General features: G+C 67.3%; 13 protein-coding genes. 5 read left to right on the top strand and 8 right to left on the bottom strand.

Going from position 1 to position 12,606, the window contains the following annotated elements:
• Position 1: 1 nt before the first annotated feature.
• Both J2X34_RS13455 and J2X34_RS13450 read right to left on the bottom strand, forming a co-directional pair.
• Positions 2-1,558 (bottom strand): acyl-CoA synthetase, encoded by a 1,557-nt coding sequence (locus tag J2X34_RS13455; RefSeq protein ID WP_429517729.1) that lies wholly within the window; start codon positions 1,556-1,558, stop codon positions 2-4.
• The gene (locus tag J2X34_RS13450; protein ID WP_114722895.1) at positions 1,558-2,925 is read right to left on the bottom strand and encodes an MFS transporter; all 1,368 of its coding nucleotides are present in this window, start codon (positions 2,923-2,925) and stop codon (positions 1,558-1,560) included. Before J2X34_RS13450 ends, J2X34_RS13455 begins: the two co-directional genes overlap by 1 nt.
• Before the next feature lie 173 nt (positions 2,926-3,098).
• Here J2X34_RS13450 and J2X34_RS13445 point away from each other — a divergent pair, with 173 nt between their 5' ends.
• The gene (locus tag J2X34_RS13445) at positions 3,099-3,935 is read left to right on the top strand and encodes a PaaX family transcriptional regulator (protein WP_114722894.1); all 837 of its coding nucleotides are present in this window, start codon (positions 3,099-3,101) and stop codon (positions 3,933-3,935) included.
• Between the two features lie 111 nt (positions 3,936-4,046).
• Here the strand turns inward: J2X34_RS13445 and J2X34_RS13440 are convergent, their stop codons facing one another.
• Positions 4,047-4,283: a hypothetical protein gene (locus J2X34_RS13440; RefSeq protein ID WP_114722893.1), complete on the bottom strand. Its 237-nt coding sequence runs from the start codon at positions 4,281-4,283 to the stop codon at positions 4,047-4,049.
• A gap of 105 nt (positions 4,284-4,388) precedes the next feature.
• Complete coding sequence (locus J2X34_RS13435; RefSeq protein WP_429517872.1) at positions 4,389-5,645, bottom strand: MCE family protein; 1,257 nt, start codon at positions 5,643-5,645, stop codon at positions 4,389-4,391.
• A 174-nt stretch (positions 5,646-5,819) separates the two neighbouring features.
• Here J2X34_RS13435 and J2X34_RS13430 point away from each other — a divergent pair, with 174 nt between their 5' ends.
• Positions 5,820-6,608: a sigma-70 family RNA polymerase sigma factor gene (locus J2X34_RS13430; protein ID WP_181818844.1), complete on the top strand. Its 789-nt coding sequence runs from the start codon at positions 5,820-5,822 to the stop codon at positions 6,606-6,608.
• Here J2X34_RS13430 and J2X34_RS13425 read toward each other — a convergent pair.
• Positions 6,575-7,177: a carboxymuconolactone decarboxylase family protein gene (locus J2X34_RS13425; RefSeq protein WP_174908436.1), complete on the bottom strand. Its 603-nt coding sequence runs from the start codon at positions 7,175-7,177 to the stop codon at positions 6,575-6,577. The two genes, J2X34_RS13430 and J2X34_RS13425, sit on opposite strands and share 34 nt — an antisense overlap.
• 128 nt (positions 7,178-7,305) lie before the next feature.
• On the opposite strand from J2X34_RS13425, the gene J2X34_RS13420 reads away from it, so the two are divergent.
• From J2X34_RS13420 to J2X34_RS13410, 3 genes are read left to right on the top strand one after another with little or no spacing between them, the layout of a single operon-like run.
• A complete protein-coding gene (locus J2X34_RS13420; protein WP_114722891.1) occupies positions 7,306-8,490 on the top strand; it encodes a pyridoxal phosphate-dependent aminotransferase in 1,185 nt (394 codons plus the stop codon).
• On the top strand, positions 8,487-9,503 hold the full coding sequence (locus J2X34_RS13415) for an AraC family transcriptional regulator (RefSeq protein WP_114722890.1): 1,017 nt from the start codon (positions 8,487-8,489) through the stop codon (positions 9,501-9,503). The genes J2X34_RS13420 and J2X34_RS13415 overlap by 4 nt, the downstream gene beginning before the upstream one ends.
• A 28-nt stretch (positions 9,504-9,531) precedes the next feature.
• On the top strand, positions 9,532-10,308 hold the full coding sequence (locus tag J2X34_RS13410; protein WP_429517725.1) for a pentapeptide repeat-containing protein: 777 nt from the start codon (positions 9,532-9,534) through the stop codon (positions 10,306-10,308).
• On the opposite strand, the gene J2X34_RS13405 is transcribed toward J2X34_RS13410, so the two are convergent.
• The 3 genes from J2X34_RS13405 to J2X34_RS13395 form a co-directional block, all read right to left on the bottom strand.
• Positions 10,239-10,652, bottom strand: a complete 414-nt coding sequence (locus J2X34_RS13405; RefSeq protein WP_114723000.1) for a WhiB family transcriptional regulator — start codon at positions 10,650-10,652, stop codon at positions 10,239-10,241. The two genes, J2X34_RS13410 and J2X34_RS13405, sit on opposite strands and share 70 nt — an antisense overlap.
• Before the next feature lie 148 nt (positions 10,653-10,800).
• Positions 10,801-11,331: a GtrA family protein gene (locus tag J2X34_RS13400; RefSeq protein WP_258557997.1), complete on the bottom strand. Its 531-nt coding sequence runs from the start codon at positions 11,329-11,331 to the stop codon at positions 10,801-10,803.
• 73 nt (positions 11,332-11,404) lie between these two features.
• Positions 11,405-12,340 (bottom strand): LysR family transcriptional regulator, encoded by a 936-nt coding sequence (locus tag J2X34_RS13395; RefSeq protein ID WP_220181936.1) that lies wholly within the window; start codon positions 12,338-12,340, stop codon positions 11,405-11,407.
• Positions 12,341-12,606 lie beyond the last annotated feature (266 nt).

Here is a 12,606-nt window from a genome sequence, read left to right as displayed (position 1 = left end):
ATCAATTCAACGCCTTGCTGATCGTGCAGATCTGTTGTACGGAATCGGAGTGAGCGCCGAGTGCGGTGCCGGCGCGGAGGTCTTGCTTGCGCACCTTTCCGGAGCCGGTGCGAGGTAGGGCAGGAACGAACGACACCAGTTTCGGAACCTTGTACCGGGCCAGTCGCTCGGTCGCGAAGGCCAGGAGGGCGTCCCGGTCGAGACCCGAGCCCTCCCGCCGGACGACGTGGGCATGACCCACCTCGCCCCAACGGTCGTCCGGGGCGCCGACGACCGCGGCCTCGAGAACGTCGGGGTGCTGGAACAGCACGCTTTCGACCTCGGCCGGGTAGACGTTCTCACCGCCCGAGATGTACATGTCCTTCATGCGGTCGACGACGAAGACGAACCCGTCGTCGTCCATGTACGCGATGTCGCCGGAGTGGAACCAGCAGTCGTCGGTGAAGGCCGCCGCGGTCGCCTCGGGATTGTTCCAGTAACCGGGGGTGACGTTCGGCCCCCGGATGATCACCTCCCCTGCCGTGCCTCGGGGGCATTCCTCGCCGATGTCGTCGACGATCTTGACCTCGTCGAACATCACCTGCTGCCCCGCCGAACCTGCCTTGCGGACCGCGTCCCCGGGAGCGAGGAAGGTTGCGCCGGGCGCGGTCTCGGTGAGGCCGTAACCCTGGCAGAAGGTGACACCCTTCGCGCGGTAGGTGTCGATGAGGTGCACCGGAATCGGGGCCCCGCCCGACATGACGCTGCGGATGGAACTCAGGTCCGCGTCCTCCCAGCGCGGCGAGTGTGCGAGGTCCGCGAACATCGTTGTGACCCCGAACATCCATGTGATCCGGTGACGTTCGATGAGGTCGAGGGCGACGTCGACGTCCCACTTCGGGGTGATAACGCTCGTGCCGCCCTTGAGGAACACCGTCAGGACGAGCTGGTCGAGGGCGGCGACGTGGAACAACGGGGCGGACACGAGCGCCACCTCGTCGGACGTGACGTCGAGGTCGAGGAGCAGGTTGACGCTGTTCCACAACAGGTTCTCGTGAGTGAGGATCGCGCCCTTCGGACGACCCGTCGTGCCGGAGGTGTACAGAACGAAGGCGGGATCGTGCCCGCCGACCTCGGCGGCGCCGATCGGATCACCGGGCGTATCCACCGATTCGGTCGACCACACCACGTCCTCGACGACGACGCCGTCGACTCCTAGCGAATCCGCGGTCGCCCGCGACTCGGGGGCGACGAGGAGCACAGAGACCCCGGCATCGGTCAGCTGGTAGTCCAGCTCGGGAGCCGAGAGGCGGTGGTTGAGCGGAAGGAAGACGGCCCCGAGCCGGACCACCGCGAGCATCGTTTCGACGAATGCCGGGTGGTTGGGACCCAGATAGGCGACCCGGTCCCCCTGTCCCACCCCGCACCGCGCGAGCTGTGCGGCCCTGACGAGGACGCGGTTGTGGACCTCGCGGTAGCTGAGCTCGGTGTCCCGGTAGACCAGCGCCACCGAGTCACCGCTCATCCGAGCCCGCCGCTCGGACAGTGTGGCCAGGCCCGGACGGTAGCCGCCCCGCATCACGCCACCCCCGCCGCGGGTGCGCCGGCGGGACGCGAGTCGGGGGCGACGACCTCGTCGGCCCCGACCTTCGACAGCCGCCGATTCTTGGTCTCGCCGAGCTTCGCGATACAGACGATGCTCAGCCCGGAGGTCACGGCGATGACGACGGACAGCGCGACGGTGCTGGTGCCGCCGTTCGAGCGCATGATCTCGGCGAACAGGACCGGGGAGATGCCCGCACCGAGACCCGCGAGCTGGTACCCGAGCGAGGCGCCGGTGTAGCGGTACTCGGTGCTGAAGAGCTCGGTGTAGAGGCCGGCGAGCGGGCCGTAGACCATCGGGTGGACGATCGCCTGGCCGACCACCATCGCGAGCACGATGAGCGGGAAGCTCTTCGATCCGATCAGGGGGAACAACGCGAATCCCCACGCGATGATGCCGACGGAGCCGGCGACGACCATCGGCAGCCTGCCGATCTTGTCGGAGAGGGCCGACCACCCGATGATGCCGAAGATCGACAGGAACGACGAGATGGTGAGCGCGTTGAGGATCTCCTGGCGCGGGACCCCGGACTGCACGCCGAACGCGATCGAGTAGGTGGTCAACGCGCCCTGGAACACGAAGGCCCCGAGACCGACGCCGACCGAGAGCAGCAGCGTCTTGGGCTGATCCTTGAACACCCGCAGCAGCGGGACACCGGCGGTCGGCGTGCGCTCACGGGCGGCAACGAATTCGGGCGACTCGTCGACCTTGGCGCGGACGACCAGACCGATGACCAGCAGCAGGAGGCTGAACAGGAACGGTAGGCGCCAACCCCACTCGACGAAGGCGTCGTTGCCCACGATGGCGATCGTGGAGGTGATGACGATCGTGGAGGTGAGGGTGCCGGTCGGCGCGCCGGCGTTGGTGAAGCTGGCCCAGAATCCGCGGCGCGAGTCCGCGTGCTCGGCCGACATGAGGACTGCGCCGCCCCACTCGCCGCCGAGCGCGATGCCCTGGACCACACGCAGGAGCACCAGGAGGATCGGGGCGATGACACCGGCGGTGGCGTACGTCGGGAGCACACCGATCAGTGCACTCGCGATGCCCATGATCGACATCGTCATCACGAGCATCTTCTTGCGGCCGAGCCTGTCGCCGAAGTGCCCGAAGACGATGCCGCCGAGCGGTCGAGCCAGATAGCCGGCGGCGAAGGTGGCCAGGCTCGCCAGCGTGCCGACGAGCGGGGCCATGTTGGAGAAGAACACGTCCTTGAAGACCACCGCAGCGCAGGTGGCATAGACGAAGAAGTCGAAGTACTCGATGACACTTCCGAGGAAGCTCGACGCGGCGGCGCGCTTGAGCATCGTCGGGTCCTTTGCCGCCTCGGGATGACTCTGATCCATGGGGAAACCTCACTGGGGAGTGGTCTGGACGGACGGCGAATCCGGACTCAACCGTGATCCACCTCACTCACTGACGCGCCGAATACTATGCACTTTCATTACGTAGCGTCAATGACATGAGTTGTAATTGACTTGGCGGGACACCCTCCGGGCGCGACAACTACACTCCACGCATGCGGTATAACCCCACTGCAGAGCCCATCGACAGGGTCGACGCCACCCCCCAGTCGCTCCTGCTCGCGTTCCTGGGAATGCACCTGCTCTGGAAGCCGATCGCCATCAGTGGCGCGTCCATTGTCGAGGTGTTCGGCTGGCTCGACGTCGGCCAGTCGGCCACTCGGTCACTACTCGCCCGGATGACGGATCGACGGCTGCTGGAGCGACACAAGTTGGGCCGCAAGACCTACTACGCCCTGACCGAGCACGGGACATCCGTGCTCGAGGACGGATCGAAGAAGGTGTGGCGCGGCGTAGGGGACGCGGACTGGGACGGCCTGTGGACGACGGTCGCACTGTCGGTGCCCGAGGATTCGCGCCATCTGCGCCACCGGGCCCGCTCACGATTGAGTTGGGCCGGTTTCGGGAACACCGCCTCGGGACTCTGGGTGGCACCCCGCCGGCACGAGGTAGCCACGATCCTCGGCCCGGAGTTCGCCGATGTCGACCTCACGGTGCTGGTCGGCCGGGTCATCCCGCCCACGACCGACGAAGCGCTGGTGACCTCGGCATTCGACCTCGACGAGATCGCCGCCCGTTACACCGGATTCACGTCACGGTGGCAGAACCAGGACACCTCGGGACCGACCCGTGAACATGCCTTCGCCACGCGGGTGCGACTACAGGCGGAGTGGCTCTCCATCACGCGGACCGATCCCCTACTACCCATTCCGCTACTTCCGGACAATTGGCCGGCGGGTGACGCCGAGCGACTCTTCCGCATCCTCGACGCGACCTTGGATCGAGCCTCCATCGGCATAGAGGCGGACGGACTCGACTCGATCGCACTGTGAGCGCCATGCTCCCGGCATCGAACAACCAATTGGTTGCAACGGCCTCGGCCGAACTAGCGACCGAATTGCACTGATGGGATTCGCCCCAGTCCAATCCGGGTGGTGACGTCGTCAGATCATCAGCGCCGCAAGGCCGACGCCGCCGACGGTAACGAGAGCCATTGTCATTGCGAGGGTCACCGAACCCACCAGCAGAACCGTCGCGACAGCCGGCACCGCGGCAACCATCAGCATCAGAACGACCCACCACAGCACGGCCGGAATCGGGTTCGACCTCCGAAGATCGAAGTCCTGCAACAAGGCTGGACGAATTTCATCGGGTAGAGACCCGTTCGATCGGAGTTCCATACGAGGTGACCTCCTACTAGGGGGTCACCTCAGTCTCTCGCACATCGGCGGATTTCGCAGGTCGGTTCCGCATTTCCCACTGTGTCCCGTTCACGGATAGGGTCGTCAGCGCGGCGGAGCGATGCCCATGAGGGTCGCGAGCGCGGACGCAATCGGGTTGAGGTTCAACGCATCCGGGGCCTGCTTGGGCTTCGCGTCCCACGGCTGCGACACCGTCGGGTCGGCGAGGACCGCACGCTCGGCATTGCGCACACCGGTGACGCTGCCCTGCGGGACGAGGCACCGGACATCGGAGGAGAACGGGAAGTCGTCGCGGGTGTCGTCGAAGTCCGGGTCACGACGCTTCATCTCGGCGAGCGTCTCGTGGGTGCTCTCGTAGCCGAGGGTGCACGCCGGCGGGTTGTTGGTCTCGAGAACGAGGCCGAAGTGGATGGTGCCGTCACCCGGCGCCACGGCACGCGCCGCCACCGGCAGCGCCGGCAGCAACTGCAGCGCGGTCCGCAGGTAGGCCTCGCGCCCCGGCGCGAGCGAGACGATCTGCCGGGTGTTCGACAGCACCTCGGTGAGGTCGGCGCCGCTGTCGCGGACCAGCGCCCCCACCTGCTCACTGGTGGCGGCGCCGGTGCCGATCAGCCGGCGCACGTCCGGGTCGCTCGAGCGCAACTGCGCGGTGAGCGCGTCGAGGTCGGAGCTGAACGAACGGATCGACGACGCCTGGTCCGCCTGGCTGTCGAGCACGGTGCGACCGTCGGAGACGAGGTCGAGGGTCTGCGGCAACGCGGCGGAGGCCTCGCGGGTGAAGTCGGCCAGCGAGTCGACGACGGTCCGCAGGTTGTCGCCCTGGCCGTCGAACGCCTTCCCGAGTTCGGTCGCGACGGCGTGCAGGCTGTCGGTCGGGACTGATCGCGCGAGCGAGTCGACCGATGCGATGAGGTCCTCGACCGGGATCGGGACTGCGGCGTCGTCGACGTCGATCACCGACCCGTCCCGCAGGTACGGCCCGGAGTCTCGGTCGGGCCGCAGATCCACGTACTGCTCACCGATCGCCGACCGGTTGGCGACCACCGCCGCCGCGGACGCGGGCACGTCCGGCCCGTCGTTGTCGAGGTGCAGTTCCACCCGGACCCCGTCGGCAGTGAGCGTGAGGTCGCCGACCCGGCCCACCGGCACACCCCGGTACGTCACCTCGGCGTTGGTGAAGATGCCACCCGACGACGGCAGGTCCACGTAGACGGAGTACTGCCCGAAACCCATCAGGTTGTCGAGCCGAACATAGCGTCCGCCCACGAAGATCACGCTCAGGATCGCGAGCACCACGAACGCGCTCAGCTGCCACCTGGCCAGCTTCGACACCGTGTTCAACGTCGACGGCCCTCCACCACTCACCACTCAAAGCATGTCGGCGAGATCACCGGAACCGCCCTGCTGTTACCCGGACAACACGCTAGCGGTAGCCGTTACCGATGTTCACATTAATGTGATCGGGCTTACAAAGTGGACATTTGTCCAACACGGGGGCGGACGTAGGATCACGGCATGAGCGTCGCGCCACTCGCGGAGTCGTTCGAGTCGCACCGCAGCCACCTGCTGTCCGCGGCGTACCGCCTCACCGGCAGCGTGAGCGACGCCGAGGACGCCGTGCAGGACGCCTGGCTGCGACTGGCCGCTGCCGACACCGCGGCCATCCGCGACCTGCGCGCGTGGCTGACCACCGTCGTCGACCGAATCTGCCTGGACCGCCTCCACTCGGCGACGGCGCGCCGCGAACGGTACGTCGGACAGTGGCCGCCCGAGCCGATCGGCACCGACCTGACGCCGTCGAACACGCCGGATCCACTGGAATCGGTTGTCCGGCAAGAAGCAAACCGTATGGCGGCGATGGTCGTGCTGGACGCCCTCTCCCCCGCCCAGCGGGTGGCGTTCGTCCTGCACGACGGCTTCGCGGTGCCGTTCGACGAGATCGCGGGCGTGCTGTCGGTGAACGTTCCGTCCGCTCGGCAGCTCGCGTCCCGCGCCCGGCGCGCGGTCGCCGCCGCACCGCCGCCGGTCCCCGATGCCGCGCACGCGGAGGTCGTCACCCGACTGCTCTCCGCGATGGCGGCCGGCGACCTCGACGCGGTCGTCGCCGCGCTGCACCCGTATCGGTCGACGACCAACCGGGGTCCTCGGCCACGGCTCCCCCGGCGACGACGTCCACCCCGGTTCTCCGGGGCTGGTCACCGCGTTCACGGCCGGCGACGGCAAGGTGCGGTCCGCGTACGACATCGCGAACCGCGAGAAGTTGCGCGGGATCAGGCTTTCCGTTCCCGATCCGCCGTCCCCTGATCCGTCGCCCAGGGCACCCGGCACGCATCGCCGGAGTCGAACCCCTGGTCGTGGATGCCGAGCGCCGAGTACATCCGCGACCGCATGTTCTCGAGCCCGATCTGGTAGGTCAGCTCCACGACGCCGTCGCGTCCGAACCGCCGTTCGAGCTCGGCCACCTGCTCGTCGGTCGCGGTCGTGGGAGTCTCGGTCATGGCGTCGGCGTACGCGATCGCGATCCGCTCGTCCTCGGTGTACAGGGGCGAGTCCGCATAGTCTGCGATGTGCTGCAGGCGCTCCACGTCCAGTCCCTCGAACCTCTGGAGCATCGTGCCGAAGTCGATGCACCACGAGCAGCCGACGGTCCATGCCACCCGGTACACCGCGATGTCGCGGACATTGGGCGGCAGCACGGTCGAGGCCTTCTGGGCGCCCATCTCGTGAGCGGCCGACACCGCGAACAGCTTGCGATGGTTGGCGACCACCGCGAAGGGCTCAGGCACCTCGCCGTACCGGCGACCCACGTACTTGTACGCGGCCTTGATCAGGGGGCCGGCTTCCTGCGGGGACACAGGGGCAATACGAGGCATGATCTCCTCCGTCGTCTCGACCGTCGTCGGGCGCCGGTGCGCGCCCGTCCACCCCTAGGACGATGCAGCACCCGAGAACGTGACACACCGAGTTCGTTCGACGACGTCCACGCCGCTACGCTGGACAAATGCCCGCAGCGCCACGTTCCCGCACCGTCTCGCGACTGCAACCGTTCGCGTCCACCATCTTCGCCGAGATGACAGCGCTGGCCACCGAGCACGACGCGATCAACCTGGGCCAGGGCTACCCGGACACCGACGGCCCGACGGCGATGCTCGAGACGGCGCGCCGTGCCATCGCGGACGGCCTCAACCAGTACCCGCCGGGTCCGGGCATGCCGGTGCTGCGGCAGGCCATCGTCGCCGACCGCGCCGTCCGGTACGGCATCTCGCACGAGCCCAACTCCGAGGTCCTGGTCACCGTCGGCGCCACCGAGGCGATCAGTGCCGCGATCCTCGGGCTCGTCGAGCCTGGCGAGGAGGTGGTGCTGATCGAGCCGTACTACGACTCGTACGCCGCCGCCGTCGCGCTGGCCGGGGCGGTCCGCCGGGCCGTACCGATGGTGCGGGACGGCGACAGCTTCGCCCTCGACCTCGACGCCCTGCGGGCCGCGATCACCCCGAACACCCGGATGCTGGTGGTCAATTCGCCACACAACCCCACCGGGACGGTGCTCACCGAGGCCGAGCTGATCGCGGTCGCCGAACTGGCGTGCGAGCACGACCTGTTGGTCCTCAGCGACGAGGTGTACGAACACCTGGTCTTCGACGGCCGCACGCACACCCCGATGGCGTCGCTGCCGGGGATGTACGAGCGCACCGTCACCGTGTCGAGCGCCGCGAAGACGTTCAACGTCACCGGCTGGAAGACCGGCTGGGCGCTCGGGCCCGCGGAACTGATCGACGCCGTCCGCGCCGCCAAGCAGTTCATGTCGTTCGTGGCCGGCGGCCCGTTCCAGCCCGCCGTCGCGTACGCGCTCGAGCACGAGCAGGCATGGGTGCGGTCCATGCGCGACGAACTGCAGCGCAAACGCGATCTGCTCGCGACGGCGCTGCGGGACACCGGATTCGACGTCTATTCGGGCGGCGGCACGTACTTCCTGTGCGCCGACATCAGCGCGTTCGGTACCCGCGACGGCGTCGAGTTCTGCCGGACGCTGCCGCAGCGGGTGGGGGTCGCGGCGGTGCCGATCAGTGTGTTCACCGACCGCCCCGATCAGTGGAATCACTTGGTGCGCTTCGCGTTCTGCAAGCGCGAGGACGTGCTGTCGGAGGCGGTGTCGCGCCTGCGCCGGCTCGAGGTGCCGCGGTGAGTCTGGCGACGATCCCGGCAGACTTCCTCCGTCGTGCGCTGCATCTCGCCGAATCGGCCGGGGCCGACCTAGCCGCCACGCTCGAGGCGTCGGGGATCGACGTGGCCTCGCTCGAGGATCCCCGCACCCGACTGACACCGGAGCAGGTCACGGCGTTCACCCAGGCCACGTGGCAGCTCACCGACGACGAACTGTTCGGTATCGGCGCGTCGCCGGTGCCGCGCGGGACGTTCCGACTGATCTGCCTGTCGCTGATCCACCGACCCGATCTCGGTAGTGCCCTCGAACGGATGGCCGACGTGACACGGGCGCTGCCGGTGCCGCCGCTCACCCTCGTCCCCGGCGACGAGTCCACCCGCCTCGAGGTGCGCGTCGAGGTCCGCGACGGCGCCGTCTCCCCCGAGTTCGCCGACGAGGCCTTCCGGCTGGTCACGGACTTCGAACTGATCCTGCTGCACCGGTTCGCGGCCTGGCTGGTGGGCCGGCGCGTCAAGCTGCGGTCCGTGCTCATCCCCTACCCGCAGCCCGAGGCTCAGTTCGCGAAGCACTACGACACCATCTTCGGTGTCCCCGTCACGTTCGACGCGAGCGTGGCCTCACTCGAGTTCGACAACGCGATCCTGCGCGCGCCGCTCATCCAGGACGAGCAGAGCCTCGCCGAGTACCTGCGCGAGTCGCCGAATCTCCTTCTCTCCGCACGTGACTACGACAGCACCGCGTCCGCACAGGTCCGTCGGGTCCTGGAGATGGGTGTGCGCGGGCGGACGTGCACAGCTGAGGAGATCGCGGAAATGCTCTCCATCAGCGTGCCGCACCTGCGCCGGTTGCTGCGCCAGGAGGGCACCTCGCTCAACACCCTTCGCGAGGAAGTGCTGCGCGACGCCGCCATCGCCGCGCTGCGACGCGGCGAACCCGTCGACGAACTCTCGACCCGCCTCGGCTTCTCGGAGCCCAGCGCCTTCCGCCGCGCGTTCAAACGCTGGACCGGATCGACGCCCGGCGCCTACCGCTAGATCCCGCCCCGACTCCTATAGTGGGCGCGTGACGACGCGCAGGAGTGCAGGCGAAAGCGCTGCGATGCTTCGCCGCCGGTGGGACCCGGATCAACTGGCCGACGTGCGGCGTCAACTGGAGTTGCAGGCCCGGATCGTCCGGGGTCCGCACCTGATCGCGTCACCACAGGGCACCACACCGCAGGGCCTGCTGGACCTGCGTGGCCTGACGCCGCGGACCGCGGACGATCTGTCCATCAGGTACCTGTCCGTGGAGCGTCTCGATCTCAGTCACGCCCGGGGACGGTTGCACGTCTTCGAGACGGAGGTCCGAGACAGTTGCTTCGACAGGCTCTCGGCGTCGGACAGCCTGCTGGACCGACTGTTCGAGCGATGCAGCTTCCGCTCGGCCCGCCTCTCGAAGTCGCGGATCGGGCGTCGACTGGTCGACTGCGACTTCACCGGAGCGTCGCTCCGGAAGCTCACCCTCGGCGAGAACACCGTGTTCGAGCGATGCACCCTCGACGCGGCCGACCTCACCGACGCCACGCTCATCGGCGGACGATTCGTCGACTGCACGTTCGACGGGGTCACCGTCTCGCCGCTGACCACGTTCGACCGGTGCGAGTTTCGCGGCACCCTGCCCGGCCTGGATGCCGGGCGGCGCACCCGCTGCACCCACGACGGCGTTCCCGTGCCGGCCCGATGGGAGGGACAATCCGCCGCGCGGGAACTCGAAGACGAGTACCTCGACCGCTACCGCCGAGCCGTTCGGGACGGGGACGCCGACACGATGCCGCTCGGTCCCGAGTCGCCACCGCAGTGAGCGACACCCGACCTTCCGACTCGGCTGCATCCGAACACCGTGTTCCTGCGCGGTCGACCTCGGGACCGCTTGCGGGCGACGACAACCCCCTGTCGAAGGATCTCACCACCCCACACACCCCACGGCTCGGCGCGATCGAGCGCGTCGCTCAGACAGCGGGAACGGACAGCGCATCCCCCACACAGCCCCTTGGCACGTTCGAGATCGGCCGGCGACTCGGCGAACCACAGATCGGGATCACCTGCCCTGCAGGGTAACTTCCGGTCGGCTGCCCCGCCGGTCCCCGGTCCGACGGGAAGTGAGCAGTTCCCGTGGCGTAGTCGGCCTGCCTCGATGACGATCATGTGGACCGCGCCTCCTCGATTCACGGCACGGGGGTGCTCCCGTGTCCACCGGTACTGACCCGGGCCGGCCACGGAATTCATCGCGTCGTACAGCCAGGCGATACTGAATCCCGCGACCCCGGCCCCGATGCCGCTTGCGGCGACGACGTCAGCGTCCGGCTTCCAGCACCGGTTCGTCACACTCCTGTTGAGGCGTCACAGGATCCGGGAACACGAACTTGCGCATTGCCCACCAACGGAACACCGTCGCGAGGAGGGTGCCCACGATTGTGGCGCTGATGAAGTCGGCAAGGTTCTCCACGACCAGCGACACATGTGGTGTCTGGAGAGCGAAGACATACCGCGACACCGCCAGCGGTAGCTGGTTGATCACCAGCCCGACAGCTGCCACGACGAAGAACAGGGCTGCCTCGTGCCGACGCTCTCGACCTCCGCGGGCGGTGAATGCCCACTCTCGATTGAGGACGTATGACAGCACGGTGGCCAGCAGCACCGCCACAACATTGGCTGTTACCGGCTTGCCGTCCAGGATCGTCCACTTCAAACCGAAGAACAGCACGCACGTGACGACGAACGCGATCGATCCCACTGTCAGGAATTTCAACAGTTCCGCGTTGCGTACGAACACAGACAACAACCGACTCGGCATGCGCCCGGCGACGATCCTGGTGAGGAACATCAAGACAGGTTAACCGAGGCGCTGCTGGGATCTCCGAAGACGCCGTGAAAGTCGTTCTCCCTGACGCCACACGCTACGACGATGCCGGCGAGAACGACGCGATCGCTCGAGCGGTGTTTTCAGCGATCGCGTCGTCGAGCAGGGCGTGGAACGCGGCGGACACGCGAGTCGGAGCCAGGTTCGAGCGGTGCGCGAGGCTGACAGTGCGAGTCAGTTGTGGTGCGGTCAGGCGCGTAATCCTCAAGCCCGGGTAGTGGAGGGCCGCCATCATGGGTGCGACGCTCACCCCTATTCCGTGGGCGACGAATCGTAGAACTGCATCCAATTCGGCACCTTCCACGACGGTGTGCGTTTGCAGTCCAGCGGTGGCGAAGGCGTGGTCGACGGTGACGCGCAGGTCGTAGTTGTCGTGACACGCCACGAGTTCTTCGTTGGCGAGCTCCGCGAGCGTCATCGAATGGTGGGATGTCAACGGCGGTTTGCTCGCAGAGGAGACAATCACAAGTTCCTCGCTCAGGAGGGGTGTCAGGACGAGTCCGGACCCCTTGTCGGTTCGTTCCGCGACAACCAGCGCCAGGTCGAGCTCGCCCTGATCGAGTTTGGTTACGAGGGTGCGCGATCCGGCCTCCGTGAGGTGTAGCTCGATGCCCGGGTACTTGGCATGGAACTGACTGAGGACGTCGGCAACAAGGCTGATGCACAGACTTGGGGTGGCTCCCAGCCGGAGCCTGCCTTTGATCAATCCGTTGAGTTCCGCGATCTGCCGATATGCCTCCGCGCGGTCTTCGAGCATGCGAATAGCGACGGGCAGCAGTGCTTCGCCGGCATCGGTGAGTGTGACGGTTCCCGCCCCTCGGTCGAACAGTCGGGTGCCGACATCCTTTTCGAGTGCGGCTATCTGGCGGCTGAGGGACGGCTGAGCGATGCCGACCTCGTCGGCTGCCCGGGTGAAATGCCCACTTCTCGTGACCGCGACAAAGCAGGCCAATTGATCCAGGGTCACGCCCATAGCGTAAATGCATTAGGTCGATGGTTTGAATGCATTGGAGATATCGGATTCGGGGATCTAGCGTCGGCTGCCACAGGGGTGTCGGAGGTCGTTTCGGGAAGGGGCTGAGGTCGTGAATGCACAGTGGTCGTGACCCTGTCCCACTCATCTCACGGCCTTCCGGCACCGTCCACAGCACACACCACGTCCGGAGTCCACAATCCAACCGATGCCCTGGAGGCAACCATGCTCGCGATTGTGATCGAAGCTCTCCTCGCACTCGCCGT

This window comes from Rhodococcus sp. BE178 (genome assembly GCF_050433545.1).
Classification (GTDB): Bacteria; Actinomycetota; Actinomycetes; order Mycobacteriales; family Mycobacteriaceae; genus Prescottella.
Note: the sequence above shows the minus strand (reverse complement) of the source record. Positions and strands in the feature narration are given on the sequence as shown.